The 25,925-nt window shown below is 59.7% G+C and carries 15 protein-coding genes; 2 read left to right on the forward strand and 13 right to left on the reverse strand.

The window, feature by feature from the left end; all coding sequences use genetic code 11:
• Positions 1-13: 13 nt before the first annotated feature.
• The 11 genes from HFP54_RS08730 to HFP54_RS08780 form a co-directional block, all read right to left on the reverse strand.
• Positions 14-847, reverse strand: a complete 834-nt coding sequence (locus tag HFP54_RS08730) for an ABC transporter ATP-binding protein (RefSeq protein ID WP_146415556.1) — start codon at positions 845-847, stop codon at positions 14-16.
• The gene (locus HFP54_RS08735; RefSeq protein WP_168565199.1) at positions 844-2,625 is read right to left on the reverse strand and encodes an HlyD family efflux transporter periplasmic adaptor subunit; all 1,782 of its coding nucleotides are present in this window, start codon (positions 2,623-2,625) and stop codon (positions 844-846) included. The genes HFP54_RS08730 and HFP54_RS08735 overlap by 4 nt, the downstream gene beginning before the upstream one ends.
• Positions 2,626-3,114: 489 nt before the next feature.
• Positions 3,115-4,515 carry a UTP--glucose-1-phosphate uridylyltransferase gene (locus HFP54_RS08740; RefSeq protein ID WP_168564847.1) on the reverse strand — a complete coding sequence of 467 codons (1,401 nt, stop codon included), beginning with the start codon at positions 4,513-4,515 and terminating at the stop codon, positions 3,115-3,117.
• Positions 4,516-4,644: 129 nt separating this feature from the next.
• Positions 4,645-5,388 carry a lipoate--protein ligase family protein gene (locus tag HFP54_RS08745; protein ID WP_315853865.1) on the reverse strand — a complete coding sequence of 248 codons (744 nt, stop codon included), beginning with the start codon at positions 5,386-5,388 and terminating at the stop codon, positions 4,645-4,647.
• A gap of 4 nt (positions 5,389-5,392) precedes the next feature.
• Positions 5,393-8,965: an ABC transporter permease gene (locus HFP54_RS08750; RefSeq protein ID WP_206036117.1), complete on the reverse strand. Its 3,573-nt coding sequence runs from the start codon at positions 8,963-8,965 to the stop codon at positions 5,393-5,395.
• 86 nt (positions 8,966-9,051) lie between these two features.
• A complete protein-coding gene (locus HFP54_RS08755; protein ID WP_168564849.1) occupies positions 9,052-9,927 on the reverse strand; it encodes a 1,4-dihydroxy-6-naphtoate synthase in 876 nt (291 codons plus the stop codon).
• Positions 9,928-10,042: 115 nt separating this feature from the next.
• Positions 10,043-10,741, reverse strand: a complete 699-nt coding sequence (mqnB, locus tag HFP54_RS08760; protein WP_168564850.1) for a futalosine hydrolase — start codon at positions 10,739-10,741, stop codon at positions 10,043-10,045.
• A gap of 70 nt (positions 10,742-10,811) precedes the next feature.
• Positions 10,812-11,945 (reverse strand): glutamine-hydrolyzing carbamoyl-phosphate synthase small subunit, encoded by a 1,134-nt coding sequence (carA, locus tag HFP54_RS08765; RefSeq protein WP_168564851.1) that lies wholly within the window; start codon positions 11,943-11,945, stop codon positions 10,812-10,814.
• Between the two features lie 232 nt (positions 11,946-12,177).
• Complete coding sequence (locus tag HFP54_RS08770) at positions 12,178-14,022, reverse strand: tetratricopeptide repeat protein (RefSeq protein WP_168564852.1); 1,845 nt, start codon at positions 14,020-14,022, stop codon at positions 12,178-12,180.
• Between the two features lie 244 nt (positions 14,023-14,266).
• The gene (locus tag HFP54_RS08775) at positions 14,267-15,712 is read right to left on the reverse strand and encodes a DUF1501 domain-containing protein (RefSeq protein WP_168564853.1); all 1,446 of its coding nucleotides are present in this window, start codon (positions 15,710-15,712) and stop codon (positions 14,267-14,269) included.
• 9 nt (positions 15,713-15,721) lie between these two features.
• Complete coding sequence (locus HFP54_RS08780; protein WP_168564854.1) at positions 15,722-18,730, reverse strand: PSD1 and planctomycete cytochrome C domain-containing protein; 3,009 nt, start codon at positions 18,728-18,730, stop codon at positions 15,722-15,724.
• Positions 18,731-19,317: 587 nt separating this feature from the next.
• Between HFP54_RS08780 and HFP54_RS08785 the strand changes: the two genes are divergently transcribed.
• Positions 19,318-20,397, forward strand: a complete 1,080-nt coding sequence (locus HFP54_RS08785; RefSeq protein WP_168565201.1) for an aldose epimerase family protein — start codon at positions 19,318-19,320, stop codon at positions 20,395-20,397.
• Positions 20,398-20,425: 28 nt separating this feature from the next.
• Here HFP54_RS08785 and HFP54_RS08790 read toward each other — a convergent pair whose 3' ends face one another.
• Together HFP54_RS08790 and HFP54_RS08795 are read right to left on the reverse strand one after the other, a co-directional pair.
• Positions 20,426-22,987 carry a YidC/Oxa1 family insertase periplasmic-domain containing protein gene (locus HFP54_RS08790; RefSeq protein WP_168564855.1) on the reverse strand — a complete coding sequence of 854 codons (2,562 nt, stop codon included), beginning with the start codon at positions 22,985-22,987 and terminating at the stop codon, positions 20,426-20,428.
• A 216-nt stretch (positions 22,988-23,203) separates the two neighbouring features.
• Positions 23,204-24,520 carry an amidohydrolase family protein gene (locus HFP54_RS08795; RefSeq protein ID WP_168564856.1) on the reverse strand — a complete coding sequence of 439 codons (1,317 nt, stop codon included), beginning with the start codon at positions 24,518-24,520 and terminating at the stop codon, positions 23,204-23,206.
• A 243-nt stretch (positions 24,521-24,763) separates the two neighbouring features.
• Between HFP54_RS08795 and HFP54_RS08800 the strand changes: the two genes are divergently transcribed.
• On the forward strand, positions 24,764-25,918 hold the full coding sequence (locus tag HFP54_RS08800) for a hypothetical protein (protein WP_168564857.1): 1,155 nt from the start codon (positions 24,764-24,766) through the stop codon (positions 25,916-25,918).
• Positions 25,919-25,925 lie beyond the last annotated feature (7 nt).

Here is a 25,925-nt window from a genome sequence, read left to right on the forward strand (position 1 = left end):
CTTGGCCAGACGACTAGTGTTCGCGTTGTTTCAACAGTTCGACATTGGCACGTTGGCGATCACGCGCCTGTTGCCGATGTTCTTCGGAATTGTCCGTATCGCTATGCAACATTCCGTCTTTCAAGCGAATCACCCGCCGTGCGCGGTCGGCCACATCGTCCTCGTGCGTGACCATGATGATCGTTCGACCTTCTTCATTCAGCTGTTCAAACAGCGTCAAGATTTCTTCGGTCGTGATCGAGTCCAAGTTACCGGTGGATTCATCGGCCAGGACAAAATAGGGATCGTTGACCAAACTGCGTGCGATGGCCACACGCTGTTGCTGACCCCCGGAAAGCTGATTGGGGCGGTGGTCCAAGCGATCCGCCAACCCGACCCGCTCGGCCAATTCAATCGAACGATCACGTTCTTTGGCACCGATGCGACCCTGGTAAAACAGTGGCACCTGAATGTTTTCAACCACGGTCAATTGTTGGATCAGGTTGTACGACTGGAACACGAACCCGATCCGTTCGCTGCGGATTTCCGCCAGCTGGTCGTCGGTCATCGTGGAAATGTCATCGTCGCCCAACAGCAGGCTGCCGTTGGTCGGTTTGTCCAGGCATCCCAGCAGATTCAACAACGTTGATTTACCGCTTCCCGACGGTCCCATGATGGCAACGTAATCGCCTTCTGGGACGTCAAACGAAACCCCGCGCAACGCTCGGACGGTTTCGCTTTTCAGCACGTATTCTTTGGTCAGATCGCGGATCGACGTGGCCAGTCGTCTCGGGGCGTCGGCGGAATTGCCGGTCGCACTGACGGGGCCCGGTTCGGTCGTCGTTCCGTATGCATCGCTTAAGCTCACTGCGGGCCTCCTCCGCTGCCCATGGCCGAACGCAGGCCTTTGGTCAATTCGGCGCGAGTCACAACGCCGTCACCGTCGGCGTCGGCGGACTCCAGGCGGCTGCGGAATCGACCGTCGACCGCTTGGATTTCTTCGGCCGACAGCTTGCCGTCACCGTCGGTGTCGTTGCGTTCCATGCTGCGGGTGACAATCGTATTGATGTCGGGGGCACCACCGCCGCCGGGACCACCCGCGCCGGGACCGCCACCGCCAGGTCCGCCGGGACCGGGACGTCCGCCAGGCCCACCTGCACCAGGTCCACCCGCGCCGGGCCCGCCGGCTCGCGGGCCGCTGGGACCATCGAAGTCGCCTTTTCGGGCGGCGTCTTCGTCACGCAGTTCTTTCAGGTCGCTGTTGTCCTCGGCTGTCAGCTCCGGCAAATCCATCAGGTTCAAGTGTTCGCGAAGGTTCAGCACGACGATTTCGTTTTCTTCCAGCCCGCTGTCGATGCTGGCCATGGTGTCGTTGGTCGCGTTGACATCGACCTGGCGAGTTTCGAAATCCATTTCGCCGGTCTTCACCAGCGAATACATTTCGCCACCATGTTCGTAGAGACCTTGGATCGGAATCTGCAACGCATCGTCCAGTTGTTCCACGAAGATCTGGGCTTCGGCGGTCATGCCGGTTCGGATGTTGTCCGGCGGATCGATGATTTTGACGATGGTCGCGTATTCTTTGACGCTGCTGCTGAACCAGCTACCGGGTTCAGCATACCGGTTGACCTTGGTCACGACGCCACGCAAATCGGTCCCCGGCAGGGCATCGATGCGGATTCGCACGGGCATGCCGGCTTGGATCAAGGTGATGCGAGATTCATTGACCGTGCATTTGATCTGCATTTGTGTGGGGTCGGGCAGATTGATCAACGCTTGGCGTTCGCGAACGTTGGCCCCCGCTTCGACGACGAATTCGGCGTTACCACCGCGGCTGCTGAACTTGTTGGCGTGCACGACGACGCCGTCGGCCGGAGCGTACATGACGCAGCCGTCCAGTTGCTTTTGCAGGTCGTTGTACTCGCGTTCCTTCTCCATCAAATCGCTTCGCGCGGCGCCAAGGGTGGCCTCCGCGGCTTCGATATCGCTGTCGAACTGGACCAGCATTTTTTGGCGAGTCAGGTTTTGCAGCACGCGAAGCCGACCCTCGGCGGCTTCCAACTGGTTCCTGGCATTGGCGACGGCAAACTTGTCGGCTTCCAGTTGCAGCGATTTGACCAATCCCTTGGCGACCAGTCGCTCGCTGGACTGTAAAGCCAGTTGGGCCTTTCGCAGTTCCTGTTCGGCGACCGCCATCTCGCTCTTGATTGCTCGTTCTTCGGTCTTGAAGACACCTTCCAGATATTCTTGCCGGGCGATTTTGGCTTGTTCCACCGCGGCTTCCGCCGTCGCGACACTGGCTTCGGCGGTGATCACCGAGATCTTGGAGGCGTTCAGCAGTTCTTCGATCGATGACGAATCCAGTTCGACCAGCTTGTCGCCCTTCTTGACCCGTGCACCTTCGTCGATCACCCACAAAATTGGTGTCCCGCCGGTGCCACGCGATTTGACTTCGCAAATGACTTCGATGTTGCTGCTACTTTCGATTTCGCCCTGCTCCAATACGACGTGATCGAAACTGCCGCGACTGACGGGCGTTGTGATCAGATCATCCAGGGAGATCGTCTTTTCCGCGCCAAAGTAGAACTTGTAACTCAGAAACCCTGACACGCCGACAAGGACCAGCAACACGACAACTGCGGTCATCAGACCGCCGCGTCGCGAATCGGCCAATCGACGTGTCGCAAGTACGGGAGCGACGACCCGTGGGCGGATCAGCGGCATGACAGTGGCGGGGGGCAGGAGGAGGGGGAAGGACCAAGTAAACCGAGCCGTAAGTGTTCAAACACCTCCGTGCTCATTTGGTTTCGCCGTTTCTGCGTCATTTTGTCGGGGCGAAATTCCCGCATCGGGCGAACCCAACGATCTTAGTCGAAACGGGCGGACCCGATACAACCACTTTTGCGCCAAATCGACCAAGCGATCCGGTCGATCGTGCGATCGGCGGCGGTTTGTATCAATCATGACCGACCCGACCGGGCGCATCGCACCGGGATCACGAGCGTCCACGTTGCGCCAGGACCCGAGCCCCCAGTGCATCTTGGCGAAGTCTGGGGACCGATCGATTCGCAGAAATCACCGACCAAGTGGTGGCATCGAAGCGGCGATGTTGCCGCAATCTCGACACGTTCCAGATTAGCCCCGAGTCAAGAATTGGTCGCCGTCGATGCTGCCCAAGTCGGCGGCCGAGTCACGGATTTGATCGGCGTCCAGCGCAAAGCTTGGCGAAATTTCCACCGTCGCATCGTCGGCAACGCTGACGCCGGCCTGTCGCAGCCAGCGTTTGTGCAGGTCCGAAATCGCCTGACGAGCCAAGCTGGGCGTGTCGTTTTCAGCACCTTCGGCGTTTTTGACCGGTGCGAATGCATCGGCCGGGATGACTTCGACCACGATCCCGCGACGGGCCTGTGGCAACAAGTCGAAGATGAACTTTTCAAACTTGATCGCGTTGGGCGAATCCGGTTTGACCATTTGGCCAGATTCGTCCAAGTAAGGAACCTTCTTGTTGGCCCGGTGAAACGGCAACGCTTCGGCCGATTCGCTGGCCCGACGTAGGAAGTCGACGTTGAAGACGTGAACGGCAATGCTGCCCGCCCACAATCGCAATGAGCCGTCGTCGTTGGTCGCTTCGGCGGCTTCGTCGGGCAAGTCGCTGTATTCGATGATCTGCATGCGGTCACCGACCTGGACCACGTTGCCCACGCGTTCGGTCGGGTAACGTTTGCGAACCACTTGGCTGGTCAGTTCGCTATCCGCCAGCAAGTGATGGCCGATGAACGTCGGATCCATCAGTTGAATCAATGGATTGTCGACTTGGAAATAGAACAGGTACTGCACGCCACGTTTTTCCATGTCGTCCAGCGATCCGCTGCGTGCCAGCGCGGCCACCGTCCCGCCGTGACCGTCCGGGCTGAGCGCCAAGCTGTCGGGCGATGCCAGCAACAACTTGCCCGATTCAGCGTCAACCGCCGGCATGGTGCCTTGCTTGAAGATTCGAACTGAATCACGAGGCAGTCCCAAGTAATCGTTGTCTTCGAAATACTGTCGCGTCGCCGCATCGGTCGCTTCGCTGGTCATCACATACCAGGGGATCGTCACGTCATAGCGTTTGGATGTCGCGGCAATGCGGTCGGCAAAAACTTGGAACAGCGTCCGATTGCTTAGCGGGCCGACCGGAAACATGCCCTTGGGTTTGTCGAATCCTAGGCGGGTGCCCTGGCCACCGGCGACAACGATTGCGGCCAACTTGCCCTCGCGGATCGCCTGTTCGCCGGCCTTGCGGGCATCGTCGGTCGACCAATCGACGCCGGTCCCGTCGGCACCCACCGCCGGCGGCGGATCTGAATTTTTGGCGATCGCCGCAAAGTCCGGCTTCTCGTCTTCGTCAGCAACCAGCTTGGAAAGCAGAGACAGGTCGATGTCCTGAATCTGATCGGCTAGCTGTGCCTTGCCGGCATCATCCAGTTCGTCCCAGTGCCGCAGGATGTGTTGCTGGTCGAATGCTTCCAGGGCGGCGGTCAGTTGCGTTTTGTCCATCGGGCTGCGCTAAGGGGTCAACAAGAATGGGAAGAAGACAAGGTCGAAACATTCATCCGGCGACATCCTGTCGAACCGACGATGCGAATCAATCCGGGGCCCAGGCGCTGCAGGTTGCATCGGTTGCCGTTAATGCCGTTGATGCCAGGCGTCCGAATCGTATCGTTCGCGACGCAGCTGGTCGGTCATGGCGACGCGTGGGTCGGATGAATCGTCGGTTGCAACGGTCAGCGATTGGTGTGCCGAAAACTCGTTGGCCAAATCTTCGGCTAATCGGGATGGTTCGCAAGGGACGTTGGTGATGAACTGGCGGTGTCGGCGACCCTGGCGATACTCGGGCTGGCGTGGTGCGACGGCCAGGCACGAGGCGATCTGGTCCAAATCCGCAGCGTGCAAAATCGTCCCGTGGTACAGCAAGTGACCACGGGTGATTCGCAGGCTGTTTCCTGAAAACTTCTTATTTTGCCACGTCAGGTCGCAGATGCCTTGCCACTGGGCGTCGGGTTGCTGTCGCTGCACAGCGGTCAAAACGCGGCGGATCACGTATTCGTGGGCCGCGTCGACATGCCGCAGATGTGGATGTTCTTCCAGGCTGATGACCACGCTGTACATCAGGCATCCCGCGCCGCCGACCACCGACGCACCGCCGGTGACACGCCGCAGCACCGGGATGTTTTGGCGATCACAGTATCCATGATCCACCTCGACGGCCCATTTCGACGACCGCCCCAGGACCACCACCGGGCGATCGAACTGCCATGTCCGCAACGCGGGCGGATGACGCGAAGCATCCGCCAGATTCAAGACGGCTTCGTCCATCGCCAGTTGGCTGCGCGGGCAAAGCGGTGGCCCCGTCAAACACAGTCGAATCACAGCGTCATGATCCTCGCAACGCATCCAGCAGCGGCATGCGTATCACGCGAACCACCGCTATCAGGCCGGCCAGACTGCCCAAAATCAGGATCGCGACGACAATGAAAATCGGGCCGGCAATCGGCGGCGTTAGTCCGCTAAGGATTCCGTAAGGCAATACGGCCAAAGCAGCACACAGCCCTCCGCATCCCAGTCCGATCAACAGCAACGTCACCGTTTCGGTCATGACCAATTGGGCCAACTTTCCACGCGGAAACCCGAGAGCCCCCAACACGGCCAGTTCACGTCTTCGTTCCAGAACGCTTCGCAACTGTGCCACCGCCAAACCGATGGTTCCCAGCAACAACCCCAGGCCGCCCAGACTTTGGAACGTGCTGAGGTAAGTGTTTTGAACCGCCAACAAGCCTGCCAAGACGGACCTTGTCGATGACAGGTCCATCCCCAAGTCGCCTAAACGGTTCTCCAAAATGGCGGATACTTCGTCGACCTTTTCCCCATCGGGGACACGAACGAGATAGCTGGAATAACCGCTGACATCGGGGAACAGGCGTTGGAAGTTTGCTTCGCCGATCATCAGTTTTCCCTGCAAGACTGAATTGCTAAGCAGGCCGACGACGCGAAAATGGATGTCCGCGTTGTCGTAGTCGAACGACCGGACTTCGCCCACGCCGCCCCGCATCTGCAGGCTCCACATCGCGGTGCCCTGATCCAGAATCACCGGAATCGGATCATCCTCCGTGCCACTTGCCACTTCGTTTAGCAGCGTCCACGGGCTGGCGTCACCTGCCACTTCGTCGTGACCGGCCCAGGCAAAGCGAGTGCTTGCACCGGAGCCTTCGGGTGCTCCTCCGACGACCGTGGTTCCGAAATCTTCGGGCAATCCCAAAATCGTGGGTTGAGTGGCCTGGTACAGGTTGTTGCAACTGGCATCCTGTCCGCGACGTTGACGCATCGCCACGATGTCGACATCGGCCAATCGGTCGATGTCTTGCCCGAACCAGTTCTGTCGAACTTCTACCAGGTTGATGTCGCGGTACAGCGGCTGGGCGGATGTCCCGATCAGATCAAAGCCGCCGGTGCCCTCGTCGGTCGGTCGCAACTGAAAGGCTGACATGGCGATGATCAAAAACGTCGCCGTCGCCATCAAGCCGATCGTCAATGTGCTGCGTAGCGGGTTTCGGCCGACGCTGCGGGTGGCCAAGGCGGTCAGGCCGCCGGGCCCCGACGTGACGCCTGCCGCGGCTGATGAACTTTCGCCGGCGGACGAAAAGCGGAAATGCGAATAGACCGCGGCCAGTGCGGCCAACAGCAACAGCATCCCCGCACCAACAAAGCCACCGGCCGCCGCGGTCCCGCCGGCGGTCACGCCTCCAATCGATGCCGCGATCGCCGCCAAGACACAACCGATGACCAGGTAGCGGATCCAGCGTTTGGTGGAAGACGACGCATCGGCGTGAAGCAAATCGGACGCCTGGTCCCGCCCACCAAGCAGATCGGTCGCCGGGATTCGGCTCAGGCTGCGGACCGACAACCAAAGCGTTGCAGCGGAGACGGCGAAGCCGGATATCCCGCCGATGGCAAGGCTGGTCGGTGTCCAATCGAATCGCAGAAACGGAACCGTCACCGCGCCCACCCATGCCGTGCGCAGCCCCCAAAGGACCAGCCAGGCGTAGGCGAAGCCGCCCGCGATTCCGATCAGCACGCCCATCGCTGCGACCAGCAAGCCTTCGCCCAAGATCAGACGAGAGACTTGGGGTTGCTGCCAACCGACGGCCAACAGAGTTCCCAATTCTTTCAAGCGTTCGCCCAGGCCCAAGCGGAACAACATCGCGATCAACATCAATGCGGCGGCGATGACGAAAAAACTGAGCGACAGAAACAACGCGTCAAACGGTGTCGTGCCGCGAGATGCACTCAACTGTTCGCTGCGGATCGGAATCGGCCGCCATCCGACCTGGTCGGCGACTTTCAGGACGGCCGCATCAATGCGGGATTTCAATTCCGGTTCACTTAGCGGCGGGTCGGGCGCGATTCGCAGGCTGGTGGTCTTACCGAATCGGCTGGCGAAGTAACGTCGACCGACCTTCAACGGGATAAACGCCTTGGGGGTCAATCGGTGCTCGTTCCAGTAGGTGTCGTCCTCCGGTTCAATCTTTCGTTCCAGTTCGAATGGCAAATCCCAATCGCTGATCGATTCTTGGTCGGTCACGCCTGGGACCGTCGGCGTCAGGTCCGGGTCGTTGTACACCGTCGGTGGATCGTCATACACCGCGTCACGATTGCGGCGGTAAGGTCGGGACGGACGCGTGATCGGGACGATCTGTGTCACCACCGCCGGAAAATAACGCTCCACTTCACGGCCGCGATCGACCTCCGGTTCGTAGTAGGCGATCCGCAAACGATCTCCGACCTTCGCGTTCAGTCGGTCGGCGGCCCAATCATTGATGACAATCGGCGACGGTCGTGAATCCGTCGCCGTGTCGCTGTTTTCCGGCGCCGATGCGGTCGGGCTCGTTTCGCTTTCGTAATCCAGCGGCAGTGATTCCGTCGAATCAATCGCCGTGATGATGCTGTACGGAACCGACGCGACGACATTGCCTGCGTCATCCAGCTTTTCAATCGCATTGGCCAGATAGGTCATCACCGGCGTTGCCGCGCCGGGGATAGCATCGGTGACGGCGTTGACGATCACGTCATCGATCAACAACTGCTCGCTGGTCAGCGAATCGTATTGAAAAACAGGTTCCGCATCCGGTTCGGCGTTTTGAGGCTGAATCGCGGTGACGCGTGAAAGCTTCAGCCCGAGGTCACCCAGATCCAAACTCAAATCGTCCCGCGTCAGAGGTTCGGGTGACAAAAGCAGATTTGCGGCGCCCGGTCGGTCAAGAACGTCCGCGATCAATTCACGTTTCAGGTAGGCACACAGCGGCGTGGACTGGCTGGCCGACAAAGAAAAACGGCCCAGCCCGCGGTTGTCGACGATCGCGGCAACCGTCATGCGTGGCAGTCCCTCGGTTTCGGATTCGCGCCGGCCCAGCGGGCTGTCGGCGGGGACGGCACTTTCGATGGGCAGCCGAATCGTGATTTGATCGCCCACACCGACCCCGAGTTCATCGGCGCAGGCACGGTTCAACACAACGGACTGATCGTCGGGATTGGTCTCCGGTGCATCAGATGGTTCGCCTAGCTTCCAAAAAGATGGCGTGATGCCAAGGATTTGAACGGATCCGCTGCGGCGTGCCGGTTCATCGTCGGACGGTTGCGATTCAGCGACGCCCGCCGGGAACAGAAAGACTGCTTGGGCGCCGATCGACGAATCCACGATTTCATCGGCGGTAAAAAAGTGACCCGGCGACACGATGGTGTCGATCGAACCCAGTCGCTGCAGCGTTAACGCACGCAAACTGCCACGCATCGAATCGCCGACCAGCAAAGCACCCACGATGACCGCCGTTGCGATGGCCACACCCAACGCCAAAGCGATCGAAACACGGCCGCGATACCACAGCGATGCCAAACGCATGTGCCACACACCAAGGCCGGTCTTGCCGGACGGGACCGAGGCGGTTGTGTTCATGGCGGCAGGTTCGTGTGTTGGTGGCGCAGATGATAAATGGCGATGACGATCGATCGAATTTTCCCGATCAAAGGATTCCCACAAGGCTAGTCTTTTGCGGGCAGCATCGGGCGAGTGTCGGTGGATTCGAACACTTCGATCGGTGGGGCGTCGTCGCCAACGATACCGGATCGGCGAGCCAAGGTCGAAAGGGTGGCCAGGGCTTGGCGACCGACCGTCCCCAAGTCCACCGTCCAGTCGTTGACGTACAAATCGACGTGCTGCATCAAGACCGCATCATCGAATTCCTGGGCATAGCGACGCATGGTCGGCAGCGTTTCGTCGCGATGGGTAAGCCCCCAACGGATGGAATCGGCAATGCACTCTTGGATCCGCCCCGTCACTTCGTCGTCCAGCGACCGCCTGGCCACCAATCCGCCCAGAGGCAACGGGCACTTCGTTTCGCCTTCCCAGCGTTGACCCAGGTCTTCCACCAGGTGCAGCCCTTCGTTCTGCCAAGTGAATCGACCCTCGTGGATGCAGACGCCGAAATCCGCTTTCCCTGACTTCAGGTCTGGCATGATTTGGGAAAAGACCACATGGTCGATCTGTGTCGTCGACGGATAAAAAATCCGCATCAACAGCGTCGCGGTGGTATCGCTTCCCGGGCACAGTGTCCGCTGTGATGCATTGCGGGGAACGGCACCGTCCCGCGCTGCCAACAACAGCGGGCCGACGCCAAATCCCAACGCCGAACCGGATGGCAAGACACGCAATTGATCCGCCAACAACAAAGCGGCATGAAAGCTGGTTTTGGCGACATCAAAGCGTCCCGCCCGCAAAGCGTCGTTCAGTTGTTGGATGTCTAGCAGTTCAAAATGGAAATCCAAGCCTCGGGTGTCCACCAAGTTCCGCATCAACGCGTCGAATGCGAACGTGTCGTTCGGACACGTCGAAATGCCGATGTGGATACGGTGGCCCATGTTGTTTGGAACGGTTTGCGTGTGCGTGATGTGTGTGCGGCAAGAGTCACAAAGAGCCGCCTGAGACGGTTTGAAGCGGCTGACCCGGCTTTGCCGCGAAGGACGTGCGGCCGATTCAGACGTTTGATTCTAGACCCGCGATCAACTCGGCAACACGATGGGCCGCCACGTGCATCGCGGGTGCGGTCTGCCACGTTCGAGTGTCGCGGTTTCCGACCGGATTGCTGATGCCACGCACGATTGTCAGTGGAACTTGGCTGACCCGACAAGCGACCGCGACGGCGAAGCCTTCCATGTCTTCGGCGACGGCATCCGGGTAAGTGTTCCGCCGCCACCGGGCGTGGTCCGGGGATGACGATGCTGCGGTTACCGACAGCAGTGTTTTCTGTCGGCCCATCGCTCGGGCGTCCGCATCGGGCACGACCAAATCCAGTCGGTCGGTGACGGCCGAGCCATCCATTTCCAGATGCGGCCATCCCATCTGATCTGCTGACAAGAATTGATCGGGGGCCGCGGCCATGTCGACACCCGCACCGATGCCGTGACAGGTCACGCGATGAAAAACGACCGCATCACCGACCTTGATTGCCGGAGGGTCGGCATCAGGTTCTGTGACGAATCCGCCGGCCAGACCGACCAGAAAGACATGGTCAGGCGTTTGTTCGGCCAACAGTCGCATGGCGCCGATGCCCGCGGCGGCCAAGCCGAAACCACAGATGGCGGTGGTGAAATCACCTCCTGCTGATTTGCGGATGGCCGGCCAATCGACCATCCGGTATTCCGCCGACGTGGGCACCAGGACCAGGATGCTCATTCAGATAGACTCCGCGGTCGGCACCGCAACAACGTGGGACGACCGCTGGTGGAGGATCACCAGAGCAGGGTCAAGCCGGCGACCCGCTGAGGCTGGATTGAAATCGTTCGAACAGATAGTGACTGTCGTGCGGACCCGACGATGCCTCGGGGTGATATTGCACACTGAACGCCGGCAACGTCTTGTGTCGAACGCCGGCAACGGTGTCATCGTTCAAATGCCGGTGAGTGATTTCCAGGCAATCCGGCAACGATTTTTCGTCCACCGCAAAGCCGTGGTTTTGTGTCGTGATCTCGACTTTGCCGGTCGTCAAATCCAGCACCGGTTGGTTCACACCACGGTGTCCGAATTTCAGCTTGTAGGTTTGGGCGCCACAAGCCAGCGAAAGCAATTGGTGCCCCAAGCAAATGCCGAACACCGGCATCTTGTCGACCAATTCCGAAATCGTTTGTTTCGCATACGACAGCGGTTCCGGATCGCCCGGCCCGTTGGAAATGAACAGCCCGTCCGGCTTGAGTGCCAAAATCTCATCGGCTGACACATCACCACGGACGATGGTCACGCGGTTGCCACGCGAACGCAGGTGCCGCGGGATGTTCCACTTCATGCCAAAGTCCATGCAGACCACGTGCGGCTGGTCGCCCGATGGTTGCTGGCCGGCTTCATCGACGGTGATCCATTCGTGCAACTGGTCGTCCCACTGGACCCCCTGTGCGGGCATCACGGTCTTGGCCAGGTCACGGCCGACCAAGCTTTCGCTGGCCTTGGCTTTGGCGACCAAGCTGGCGTCGTCCAAATCGGTGGTCGACAGAACGCCTCGCATGGCACCTTCGATGCGAATGCGACGAACCAACGCGCGGGTATCGATCCCGCTGATGCCGATGATGTTGTTCTGTTTCAAGAAGTCCGACAGCGCCGCTTCGCTGCGATAATTGCTGTGGATTCGGCTTTCGGATCGAATGACGAATCCCGACAACGACGGACGATGATGTTCGATGTCGACCGTGTTGGTGCCGTAGTTGCCGATTTCCGGATACGTCATTGTGACGATCTGGCCGGCATAGCTGGGGTCGGTCAGGATTTCCTGATACCCCGTCATTGCGGTGTTGAAAACGACTTCACCGGTGACTTCGCCTTCGGCTCCGAAGGCTTGGCCGGGGAACACGGAACCGTCTTCCAAGGCCAGTTTGGCGGTGATCGGCATGCAATAGCTCTCGCGTGGGATCTCTCGATTTTGTTCAGACGCGGCCACGGTCTCGTATCACACCGTGGCCCGGCGCGTACTGATATCACGTTCTAACAGACAATCGCGATTTATCGAAGGATCGCGGCCGGTGGTTGGGACGCGAATGTGGCAAAAACGTTCGCGCCCGATCCGGTGACCCACGGCGAACCGCTCTAGCGGCCGATGGTTCGCCGTTAGGCTGATCCGGCCGTTAAATGTCGATCAGGTCTTCGGCGCTCAGAATCGGTTTTTCGTTTTCTTCTGTTTCCTGTTTTTCACGCCATGGGTCGCCCGCGCGATAGGAATCCAATTCTTCCTGCAATTGTTCCAGCTGGTCGTTTTCTTGGGCGGCCCCCAAGTCGACGGCGGCTTGGCTGTATTCGATCGCCTTGGGGATGTCTCCCGATTCGGCATGGGCGGCCGCCAGCGTGCTCAGGATGTGGGGCTTTTGGTAATCCGTCAGTCGTGCCGCTTGGCGTGCCAATTCCAAGGCTCGCTGGCCATCACGAACATCGTCTTTGGGGCTGGTCGCCAGGACCCACGCCAAGTTGTTCATCAAGCCGGCGTAATCCGGGGCCACCATATCGGTCGACTTCAGCTTTTCGGCCGGTCCGGTGTCCGAAGTCTGCAAGATTTTCAAAGCGTCTTCGTAGTCTCGGATCGCCGTTTGATGTTCGCCGATCGCCAGCAACGCGTCGCCGCGCGATCGCAGGGCGTTGGTGTTTTCAGGTTGGATTTCCAAAATCTGTTCGAAGACATCGATTGCCTGACGCGGGCGGTCGTCCACCATGTAAAGCTGGCCCAATTGTTCCTGCCAGAACGCTTGGCGTTGCGGATCGTCTTTCTGGAATTCAATCAGTTTTTTGACTTCGTTGATGGCATCGGGAATTCGTTTCTCTTGGGATGCGATCAAGAACTGGACCAAGATCGTTTCGGGCAAGTCGGCCACCCGCGGGTTCAGGTTGATCGCGTCTTGCACGTAACCCTTGGCCGCCGTGACATCTTCGTTCTCCAAGCAACGCTGGGCCAATTCGATCAGCTTGCGCGGGTCGCCCGGACGCAGTTCAATCGATTTGTTCAAGTCGGCGATCGCTGATTCTTGATCCAGTCGTTTGGTGTGGACTCGTGAACGGATTCGATACAGACGTTCCAAAATGTCGTTGTCCGAAGCCTGCTTTTCGATCGCTTCGGTCAGCAGTTCGACCGCCTCGTCATCGCGATCGGCATCCATCAATTGTTCGACGGCCGCCGCGACGATCGCCAAGTTCATCGGCTGGTCGTCCAAGATTTCACGGACGTCGGCAACGGCTTTGTCGATTTGGCCATCACCCAGTCGCAGCACGATTCTGGCTTGAAATGCTTTGGTGTTCTTCGGGTCCAGCTTCAAGGCTCGGTTCAAGTCCCTGATCTGCTTCTCCGGATCATCACGCAGACCCGCACGCATCGCCAACATGGTGCTTTGTTTCTTGGGGTCGTCTTCGTACAGCTTGATCGCCTTGGTGATCGACCGGACCGCCAGCGCGCCGTCGGCGTCGGGGAACACCGCGGGGGAATTTAACTGGGCGATCAAGACGTGAGCGTCGGCAAGTTGGTCATCGTTTTCGACTGCCTTCTTCAAAAGCTCGAGGGCTTCCAAACGAACCGCCGCCGCGTTCCCGCCGGCGCCTCGCATCATGGCTCCGAACAGTCCTTGGCCCAGTTGCAGCTGAACGCTGCCCAGCATTTGCTTGGCAAAGCGGCTGTTTTCATCGCCCAGGCCCTTGGACAACGCCGATTCCAACAATGCGGCGACGGATTCCAGTTCAGCGGCCGTTTTGGCGTCGATCCGTTTGGAAACGGCTTCATCCAAATCGGCTTGGCCCGGATCTTGGGCGGTGTCCAGCGACGGCAGGGGATCGATTTGGATCGCACCGTCATCGGCTTGCCCGCTGTCGTTGGCCTGCGCGCCGGTGTCGTCCTGAGTTCCCGCTTCTTGAGCCACCGCCGGGGCGGCAACACAAACCAGCCCACCCAACAACGTCACCATCAGGCAAGCTCGGACGTCACGAAACATCATCGTGGTCGCTGAGGGGATTGGGACGTTCGGAAAGTCGCTTCGCTGGTGGCCGGATCGCGTTGGCATGAAGTCACCCAAAAGGGAAGTAGTGTTCGATCGGTATTGGCTAAGCGTTCGCGGCGGATCGGGACAAGTCACATCGACATGTCGTCTGCGCAAGGAACCGGCAACGAACGGGCCGGCACATTATGACCGATCCGGCAAGCCGGGCGAAGACGATTACTTGGGCAGGCGCGGATGCGTCTCAGGCCAGGACCGGCGTCACCACGTTGCCGTGAACATCAGTCAAGCGAAAATCACGCCCTTGGAACCGATAGGTCAATCGTTCGTGATCGATGCCCAGTAGGTGCAGCACGGTCGCCTGGAAATCATGAACGTGCACGGGATGTTCGGTGACGCCAAATCCCAGTTCGTCCGACTGGCCGTATTCGAAACCGCCTTTGACACCGCCGCCGGCCATCCACATGGTGAACGCATCGGGGTAGTGATCGCGACCCAGAATCTTGCTGCCGGATGTTCGGCCTTCGCGGAACGGAGTCCTGCCGAATTCGCCGCCCCAGATCACCAACGTTTCATCCAGCAAGCCACGTTGTTTCAGATCTTGGATCAACGCGGCGACCGGCCGATCCATCGTGGCACATTTTTCGGTCAATCCTTTGGTCAGCCCCGTCGCTTCACCGGTGCCGTGGAAGTCCCAGCCCCAGTCGAACAACTGCACAAAGCGGACGCCGGATTCCACCAACCGTCGTGCCAGCAGGCAATTGTTGGCCAAGCTGGATTCACCGGGCCGCGCCCCGTATTGATCCAGCGTCGCTTGGCTTTCCTGGCGAATGTCCATCACTTCGGGGACCGCCGTTTGCATCCGAAAGGCCAGCTCGTATTGCGAGATTCGGGTCGTCGTTTCCGGGTGCCCCATCTCGGCTGCTTGAATCTGGTTCAGTTCGCCCAACAAGTCCAGGCTGGCACGACGGATCGATCTTGGCATCCCCGGCGGGTCAGAGGAATACAGAACGGGATCGCCTTGGCTGCGACATTGAACGCCCTGGTACACCGACGGCAGAAAACCGCTTCCGAAGGACGCTTTGCCGCCATTGGGTTGGACTCCGCTGCTGATCAACACCACAAAGCCGGGCAGGTTCTCGTTTTCGCTGCCCAGGCCGTACGTCACCCACGATCCCATCGACGGGCGACCGGGGCGCGGCGATCCGGTGTAGACCAACAATTCGGCGGGCGCATGATTGAATTGGTCGGTGTGCATTGAATGCACCACACACAGGTCATCGGCGACGTCGTGCAGTTTTTCAATCGCGTCGGACATCCACATCCCACACTTGCCGACTCGTTTCCACTGACGTGGCGTGCCCATCAGTTTGGGAACGCCGGTGGTGAAGGCGAATTCGCGGCCGGCCAAGAACGAATCCGGACAATCTTGACCGTCACGCTGCTGGAGTGCAGGTTTGTAATCGAACAGGTCCAGGTTCGGCGGCGATCCGGTCATATGCAGGTAAATGACCCGCTTGGCCGTCCCAAACCCGGGGCGTTTTTCGCCTCGTTCGTCGTCGTCACTGGACGCATCGGCGACGTCACCGTCGACCAGGTGCGCCAAAGCGGCGGCCCCAATACCCGCGGTTGAATGCGACAGGAAATGCCGCCGCGTTTGCAATTGCAGTCGTTCTAAAATTGGATGCATCGTAGGGCGTTACCGCTTCATCAAGATTTCGTCCAAGTTAAGCACCACATTACAGGCGACCGTCCACGCGGCTTGATCCGCGATTGCCATTTCATCGTCCGCAACGCTCGATCCCGCCATCGGCGGCGGCAAATGTTCCGGGCGGGTCAACCGTCGGGCTTGATCCAGATGGTCGGTGTAGTGCTGTCGCATTCGACGAACGAATCCGATCAACCGCTGGGCTTCGGCGTCGGTTGGCGAACGGGCCAGCGCGTGTCGAAACGCCCATGTGACCCGCTGGAGATCGCTGTCGTGTCGGGCGATCAGTCGAAACGCCAGTCCTCGCGCGGCTTCGACATACACCGGGTCATTGAGTGTTACCAGTGCTTGCAGCGGAGTGTTCGTGCGGTCGCGTCGAACGGTGCAGACCTCGCGACTGGGGGCGTCGAAAACGGCCATCGACGGGTACGGATTCGATCGCCGCCACATCGTGTACAGGCCGCGGCGGTATCGGTCTTCGCCCGTGCTGGTGGTCCAGTCGGTGTCGTTGCCGAACGCCGCCTTCAGCCCCAACTCGGGTTGCGGTGGCCGAACCGGCGGGCCGTGCATTTTGTGCGACAGCAAACCGGCGGCGGCCAGGGCTTGGTCGCGAATCATTTCGGCTGGAATGCGATGGCGTGGTCCGCGGCTCAGCAAGCGGTTGTCTGGATCGGTTGCCGCCAAGGCCGCATCCACGGTGGATGATTGACGGTAAGTCTGGCTGTTGACGATCTGGCGAAGCAAGCGTTTCAGGTCCCAGCCACCGGTCGTCAACTCGTTGGCCAAGTGATCCAGCAATTCGGGGTGCGATGGCAGTTCGCCTTGCGAACCAAATTCCTCGCTGGTGGAAACGATGCCAATGCCGAACAACGTTTCCCAGTGGCGATTCGCAATGACGCGGGCGGTCAACGGGTTATCCGCGGCGACCAACCAACGGGCCAGGTCCATGCGGTCGGGCGCCGGTTTGGACGGATGTGGCACCAGCGGATGCAGGGCCGCCGGCGTTCCGGGCGTAACGACATCGCCCTTGCTTTGATAGTTGCCGCGAATTTGGATGTGAGTGACGCGTTGTTGGTCGGCCGGCAATTCTTTCATCACCGGGACCGTCGTTTGCGGCCGGATCGCGGCGAGTTCTTTTTCGGCCCGGGCCAATCGCTGTCGCGTCGGTCGCAGAACACGGGTGATGCCACGGTGGTATTCTCGCAAACGCTTGATTAGTGCGTCGGAACGATTCGCGTTCTTGATCACTAGTTTTTGACGCACGTCGACCGGCAATTCGGCCCAACGCATGGCATCGTCCGATGCAGTCGCCTGGATCGAAAAATGATCCAACAGGTGACGTTTGTGCTTGGATCGCTGTGTCAAAAACACTTCTAGCGGTCCATCGGCCGGTGTCAGCGTTCGCGACAGCCTAACCGTCAAGTCGTGTTCGCGGCCGGTCTGACCGGCGATTGCCCATCCATGATCGTTCGGTTTTTCGGATTTCAGAATGCCTTCGGGGGCAAAACCGTTTTGGTGATAGTCACTGGCGACCTTTTGTATCGCCACCACTTCACCCGCCGATGTGCGGATCTCCAAAGATGTCAGCACGAAATTGGCCGTTTGTTTTGGATGAACCCGCAGACGCAGATGTTCGAATTCGGCCGGGGCGTTCTGTTGATCCAAGCTGACCTGAATGCGGTAGCGATCCTTGTCCGCCTTTTGGCCATTCGCTTGGACCGTACCGTCGTCACGGATTTCCAAGGATCGAGATTCCGATTCTGCGGCGATCGGCGTCAGGGTTTGCCAACGTGGCGCCGACCGATGTTCGTCCAACCAACGCGTAAAATCCGTGTCAATCTCGGCGGACGGTTGCCGCAACTGTTTTTGCAGCGATTCGATTTCTCGCTTCAAGTCAGCGCGTTGTTGGCGCTGCTGTGGAGTGACGATTTCGATAGTCGGCGATTCATCCTTGCGGTCTTGGTCGGCGGAGCTGTTGAAGAACGCAAAGATCCGAAAGTATTCCTCTTGGGTGATCGGATCAAACTTATGCGTGTGACACTGGGCACACGCCATCGTTGTCCCCATCCACACGGCGAAGGTGGTGTTGGTGCGATCGACGACGGCGACGTTACGAAACTCTTCGTCATTCGTACCGCCTTCGTTGTTGGTCATCGTGTTGCGATGAAAGGCCGTCGCGATCAGTTGCGACGTGTCGGCGTCGGGCAACAAGTCGCCGGCGATCTGTTCGATCGTGAATTGGTCGAACGGTTTACTGGCGTTCAGTGAATCGATGACATAGTCGCGATACGCCCAGATCTCGCGCGGAGGATCGTCGGCGTATCCGGCCGAATCGGCATAGCGAGCCAAGTCCAACCAGAGTCGCGCCCAGCGTTCTCCGAATTCTGGGCTGGCTAACAAGCGATCGACGTAACGCAAATAGGCGTCGGGGCGGTCATCTCGGGCGAAGCGCTCGGACTGATCCCATGTCGGTGGGATCCCCGTCAGATCTAACGCGACACGACGGGCCAGTGTACGGCGTGACGCTCGGGTGCTGGGGCGTCGATCATGTTGCTGCATCTTCTGCAAAGCGAAGCGGTCGATCGGATCGGCCGACCAGGTGTCGTCTGCGATCTCGGGAACCGGCGCGGGCCGGGGAGGTGTGTAGGACCAGTGCCGATCGTACGTCGCGCCGGCTTGGATCCAGCGACGCAGCAACGCGATTTCTTCTTCACTCAGCGGCGAACCCTTGTCCGGTGGCGGCATCACCATGTCGGGATCGTCCGACATCACGCGCAGCATTAATTCGCTGTCATCGGGGTCGCCAGGGACGATTGCCGCATAGCCCCCCAGGTCTTCGTGGGATTCCGCGGTGTCCAAACGCAGACCCGCGGCCCGCTCGGCTTCGTCGGGACCATGGCAGGCAAAGCATCGATTGGACAGCAGTGGCCTGATTTCTTGTGCGAAATCCACGGGCCGGGTGTCCGGCGATTCCGCACGCACGGTAATCGAGATTGGCATCGTGAGGGCGACAGCCATCACGGCCAGCAGACCCCCAATGGGATTCGGTCGAATTGCCGGTCGAGATCGTGGCGGGAACGATCGTATCATGAGGGGATTGAAGCAAGGCGGCGGGTTGAAGCAAGGCGTCGGGGCGGGACGATGACAATCCATCGTATCGGGCCTGGCAAAACGTATCGGGCCTGGCAAAACGTTTGCAGCGAAGCCGTTCGCAGCGGCACGGGGAATGTCTCAAGACGTTCACCAAGACCGACGTTCACCAGTGCCTTCAGTGTAGCCCCTGCCGCGGTGAGGTGGTCAATTGCTGCGGTGCCCAGTCGCTTTTGCCTGCGGTGCCCAATGGCTTTCGCTGGATTAGCCTGATGGCTTTCGCCTGCGTTGCACGCCCGTGTCCAGCGAACCACAATCAGATTTCTGCTCGGTCCGTCCTACGCGGCGCGATCCGATTCACGGCCCACGACTCCACATCATCGACGAAACTGAAAATGTCCGAATTCGATTTGGCTGCGTCCTCGAACACCCGACCGGCGAAACCACGCATTGCGATCGGACTGCCGAGAATTTGTCGGCGGCTGTGCTTGGTGTTGATGGCGGTCTTTGTTGCAAGTCCCGTGATGGCGGATGTCCAGCAGGCGGATTTTGATTCGATCCGGCTTTACACGCTGAAAAATTCGTCGGGCATGGAAATCAGCGTGACCAACTTTGGCGCGATCATTACCAGCATCAAAGTCCCGGATCGTGACGGCAAGTTTGACGATGTCGCACTGGGGTATGACAGCGTCGACAAGTACATCAATGCGGTCGACAAGCCGTACTTTGGTGCGGTCGTGGGCCGCTATGGCAACCGCATTGCCGAAGGGACCTTCAAATTGGACGGCCAGACTTACACGCTGGCGAAGAACAATCCGCCGAACCATTTGCACGGGGGGATCATTGGATTCGACAAAGTGGTTTGGAACGCCGAAACAAAGTCCACCGACCGGGGTGACGCGGTCGTGTTGAGGTACACCGCCAAAGACATGGAAGAAGGCTATCCCGGCAAGCTGGACGTCACGGTGACCTACACCCTCACCAACGATAACGAAGTCATCATCGACTATCACGCGACGACCACCAAGGCGACGCCGGTCAATTTGACCCAGCACACCTATTTCAATCTGAAGGGCGAAGGTCGCGGGACGATTTTGGATCACGAGTTGTTGATCAACGCCAAGCGATTCACGCCGGTCGATGAAACCTTGATCCCCACCGGCGAATTGGCACCGGTCAGCGGTACCCCGTTCGACTTCACCGAGGCCAAAGCAATCGGCCGTGACATCGGCCAAGATCACCAGCAACTGAAATTCGGTCTCGGATACGACCACAACTTTGTGCTGGACCGCGAAGGCAAGGGCATGGCCTTGGCCGCCCGCGTTCACGAACCCATCAGCGGTCGCGTGCTAGAAGTCACCACGACCGAACCGGGGGTTCAGTTTTACTGTGGCAACTTCTTGGACGGTCGTTTGACGGGCAAGTCGGGACAACCCTACGTGCATCGTGGCGGGTTCTGCTTGGAAACCCAACACTTTCCCGATAGTCCGAACCAGCCCGAATTTCCGTCGACGATCCTGCGGCCTGGTAAGGCTTACGAAACGACGACGAAGTGGAAATTCACCGTGAAGGAATAGGTCGGCGGCAACCGGATTGGGCCAAGGATTAACGTCGCTTTTTGCCGCCCTTTTGAGTGATCACCGGGCGTTTGCGTTTGTTCGGCCGCTCGGCTTGCGGCTCCTCCGGTGCAAGCTGTTGACGCAAGCGGTCGGCCAGGCTGGATGACGACGACGAACGTGCCGCGGTGCCTTCCAAGACCGCCGAGTCAAAGTGCTTGCCCTGCGGGATCGTGCGTTTGACGATCATGCGTTCGCAGATGCCCCACAGGCTGCTGGTGATGAAATAGATGCACAGCCCGGCCGGGACACGGAAGAAAAACAGCCCCATGACCAGGGTCATGTAGGTCATCACCTTCTGTGTCATTTCGGTCTGTTCATCGGTTGCCGGCGGCATGAACATCTTTTGTTGCATCAAGAACAGGCCCATGACGACCACCGGCAAGATGTTGAAGTACGGTCCCAACCATCCGGTTCCACGCCCGGAAAGGTATTCCCACAACCAATCGCCCCAGTAGGCCAACATGTCAGGACCGGCCAAGTTGGATGCCCAGTTGGTCCATGACGCAAACGCCGCTTGTCGCAATTCAATGTCGACCGACAGCGCGCGGTACAAACCGATGAAGATCGGCAACTGCAGGAACATCGGCAGACAACCGGCCATCGGATTGAACCCGACGCGTTGTTGCAATTCCCGCTGGGCCTTCAAACGACCTTCCATGTCGTCCTTGTACTTCTCGGCGATCTTTTTCATCTCCGGTGCAAGTTCTTGCATCTTCTGGGCGTTGATCGCTGCCTTGCGGCTTAGCGGAAACATCATGCCACGCACCACGACCGTCAGCATGACGATCGCGACCGCATAGTTGCCGATCAGCGAATACATGAAGTGCAGGACACCGGCCAGCAATTTGGCGGGCCAGGAAAACCAGCCGTAATAAATCGTGTCGCCCAGTCCATAATTGGCCAGCAGTTCGGGCCGCTTGGGGCCGGCGAACAGCACCAACTGTTCTTGCAATGATTCGCCGGGTCCCAGTTGGGCCACATTACTGTCGACGTAGAACGAAACGTTGACGGCACGTTCTTGATCATCCGGGATCGCCTTGGGGTCCGCGACGATTCCCGCGACCGCACGGCGGAACGAATTCATCGCTTCGCCTTCGCCGGGCACATACGCCACGGTGAAATACTGGGCGTCCACGCCGATGTAGCTGAGCTGTTTGGATCGGTCATCACCGTCGGGGGCAAAGATCACATGATTGGGGCTTTGCGGTTCGTTGCGTGCTTGTTTCAGCATCGCATAACCGCTGATCAAATCGTGACCCATCGCGGGCGTCTTGTAGACGACATCGCGGGCGGCCGCACCGCCCCAGTTCGGGCTGATTTTGTTGCTGTACCACCAACCTTCCAGCGTCATCCCGTTGACGCCTTCCAAGCGATAGGCGACTTCTTGGGGTGAATCACCGGGGTTGCGAATCTGGACATCCAACCCGATGTCATAGCTGCCAGGACGCACGGTGTAACCGCGTTGCATTTCCAGGCCCGACGATGCGTCATCCAGATCGGCCGCCGATAAGGGCAGCCGAAACACGGCCCGCAAATCGCCGGCCGGTTTGTCGGCATCGCCATCGTCGGCCGGCGTGATTTCGCTTTCCCACAGCGCAGCGGTCGCGTCCAGCATCCCGTTGATCCGACTGCCGCCGGCCGGGATGGATTTGCGATTGATTTTTTCAAGCGACAGCAGGCACGACAGCCGCGTTAGGTTGCCGGGGACCTGTTCCGGACCACCCTGGGACGCCAAGCGAACCAAATCCAATGGGTGTTCGGTCAGCGTGACCTTGAACACCAACGTTTGATCTGACGACGAAGCACTGTCGCTTTCCGGATCGTTTTGCGGCTTTCCACGGATGACTTCCAACGTGACTTCGTCGCCCGGTTCGGTGTCGATCAATGCCTGATCGATTTCATCGGCAGTCGTGACCGGGGTGCCCGCGACCGCGATCACGACGTCACCGACACGCAGCCCGATTTCGCCGGATTCGGCAACCGCGGTGGCCGCCGGGGTCCCCTGCCCCACGACGTTGACGGCGACGCCATCGATCCGTGACGCGGGTTGGCCGGCCAGGTAACCCATGTATCCGCTGCGGGTGTCCACCCGGCGGTACTTTAGACGGCCGTTTTCGTTGCGTTCGGTCAGCTCGATCCGTTCAATTCCGCCGCCTCGGTTGGTCAGGGTGACCATCATGAAGTACGGCGAATCGGGGGCCATCGACCCTAGGGACGCCCAAGTTTGACGGCCGGGACGGTCCACCGCTTCGGCGTCTTCGGCCTGCGTTTGGGCGGCGGATTCGTCGGCGGATTCAGCTGCGACAATCGGATCGGAATCGGTGGTCGCCTCCGCGTTGTCGGCGGTCTCCGAATCGTCGGCGGCCGTCGCGTCATCGGCATCCGACGGGGTGTCGGCGTCGGCCAGCGATTCCGCGGCCGGTCGCACTCCGGCAGGATCGCCGTTGGCGGGGGGCGGCGGTTGAACATCGAACAGGATCCGCAGACCCATGTAGACGACGAAAAACGCCGAGGAGGCAAGGACAAAGGTAAACAGGCGGCGTTCCACAATGACTCCGCATTGGGCGGTGCTTGGACGAAGCGTGCGAGGCCGATGGAAAGTCGGCGGCGGGCAACGGGGAACGGTCGGCCGCAACCTGGCCCGCACGCGAGCGAGGGATGTTGGCTGGGTATTCTGTCCAGGCCGACCGTTCTTGGGAAGGCGAACCTGACACCTTGGCCGATGGTTGCAAGTTCCCGGCTCGCGAAAGTCGTCCGATTCGGCTCAACGCGATGGATAGACGATCCGGCCGTCGACGATCGTTTGCCGGATCCAGCGGTCGTCCCAACCGAACATCAGACCCGCCAGCGGATCCGCAAGGCGACTGTGCCAATCGTCATCCGGCCGCACGATGATCAGGTCGGCTGGTCGGCCCGGCGACAGGCGTTCACCGGGCGGCATGCCGATCAGACGGGCATTGCCATGGGTGATTTGCCACCAGGCCTGAGCGGCCGTCGGGAATCGCTGGCCGATCGAAGCGGCCGCTTCGATCATTGCGCGGGCGACGCGGACCATGCTGCGTTCGTAACCGGCACCGATATCGCTGCCCAAGCCGACGGAAATGCCCGATTCGATCAGCGTTTCTCGGTTCATCACACCTGAACGCAGAAAACTGTTCGCCGTCGGGCAATGGGCGATGTGGGCACCGCGATCCGCCAGCCTTCTCCTTTGGTTTTCATCCAGGTGGATCCCGTGGCCCAGGATGGATCGCGAATGCAATAGTCCCGCCTGGTCATAAACGCCGGCGTAATCCAGACCATCGAAACGCTGGGAAACCAAATCGCACTCGGCGACCGTTTCGGCCAAATGCGTTTGAACGATGGCTCGAGTCTGCTTCGCCAGTGCACCGGCCCGCCTTAGCAGATCCATCGAACAGGCGACGGCGAATCGCGGTGTGACGGCCGCTGACAACGGGGATCCGGGCGGAAAGGCGTCCAAGGTCGCCGACGCGGTTTCGATCTGGCGGTCGGAATTTTCCAGCCAAGCTTCGGGGGCCTCGCGATCCATCAAGACTTGGCCGATCACTCCTTTCACGCCCATTCTTTGGGCCGTTCGTAGGGCCGCCATCGTCCCCTGGTGATGAACGGTCGCGTAGGCGGCAATCGCCGTCGTGCCCACGCCATGCAGTTGGCGTATCACACGCTCGGTCATCGCCGCGGCGTATTCGGGAGCGGACCACAGAGATTCGGCGGGAAAGACGGATTCGTTCAGCCAGCGGAGGAGCGTGGTCCCGTGGGCACCGATGACGTCGAACTGGGGCAAGTGAAGGTGGGCGTCCACCAAGCCCGGCATGATCACACAGTCATCACCCCCCAGGTCCGCATCTTGGCTAGTTTCGCCCCACGCAACGCGTTCGATCCGCCCGTGCCGGATCCAGATCTGGCCGGGGACCAGTTCGACGGGGTGTGAATCAAGCGGAACTGGGCGGTCGAGTGAAGGATCGGTGGCAGTGTCGCCACTGGCGGCGCGACCCGGCTGGCCGGCTCGAATGGGGCCACGGTCGGGGATGCGAAGTCGCAGCAGTTGGCCGGAAAGGTGCATCGTCGCTGTGCCTGTTGATCTGAGCCTGTTGAGCTGTGCCTGACAAGTTGAGCTGTGCCTGATGAAAAGAAGGCGGGGCCGTCCGGTCACCTGTGTCGAACAGACCCGCACGCTGAACGGCCGAGCGTCAAGAAAATCTTGACTTCGACCGCCATCGTTTGATAGCCACCATGCATGAAAGTGCACCGGATCCAACGTTTCGACCAGCCACGCCATTGCCCCTTCCCACGGACAGCCGACGCGTTGTGGCAACACGAAGACCGCATGGCGCGATGTGCGATGACGTTCGGTTTGCTTCGCGCCAGTTTTCTGTGCGTCGGTTTTCTGTGTGTCAACTTGCTGGGCTTCGGTGTTGCCGGATCCGCTGCGGATTTGGAATCGGCGGATTCCGCTTCAGACGCTGGGTCCCGGCCGTGCGTTTTGCTGAGCAACGACAACGTGATCTTCGGCGTCGCGAAACAGGTCGGTTCCAAGGTGGAGATCCGACAGGACGCGGGCGCCGCACTAACGGTGCCCTACCAGAATGTGAAATGCTGGGCGGATTCGATCGAACAGATTTATCAGTATCGAGTGGCTCATCGACGCGGTGATCGCGTGGAAACCCGGTTGGCCGACGCTCGATGGTGTTTACGGTACGGCTTGTGGCATCATGCCCTGATGGCACTGGCGGAGATCGACCGTTTCGATCCCGGCAATCGCCAAGTCGCCGTTTTGCAACAACAGATTCAACGATTGCGTGCGACGCGGGCGAGCGAAACGCAAGACATCTCCCCAGCGGTCGCAATTTCCGATTTGCAAACGCGGGTGAATGAATCCGATGGTGATGCGGAAATTCGTCCGGTGGCCTATCACACCGATGATCCGATCGAAGCCCCCGGCCGACGTTCTGCTAGTCGCCGGCACAATGAAAAACAAATCCAGTTCACGCGGCGGATCCAGCCGCTGTTGATCAACCGATGTGGTGGATGCCACAGCCACACCGGTGATTCGGCTTGGAAGATGGTCGTACCCGGTGGTGGTCGCCGACCATCGACCGATGGCACGCGTCGCAATCTGGACGGCTTGCTGGCTCGGTTGGATCGCACCGGCGGTGCGTCATTCATCGAATTGGCGACTACCGCCCACGGTGGTGCGGGGCATCCGCCGATCAAGCCCAGTGAAAAAGCGCTGGTGGATGGTTTGCGAGAATGGATTCGCAACCGTCCCGCGTCGGATACCGTCTCCGGTGCAAGTGATAGTGAGTCAGATGAGGTGATCGATCGGGATGATTGGCAAGCAAAGGAATCGTCAACGGATTTCACAAGCACAGTGAACTCGGATCAACCATCACGATTGCCGCCGGTCGGTGACCCGTTTGATCCCGAACGTTTCAACCGCTTGTATCACCGTGGCGAATGATCGCTCC

It is taken from the genome of Crateriforma spongiae (genome assembly GCF_012290005.1).
GTDB classification, from domain to species: Bacteria; Planctomycetota; Planctomycetia; order Pirellulales; family Pirellulaceae; genus Crateriforma; species Crateriforma spongiae.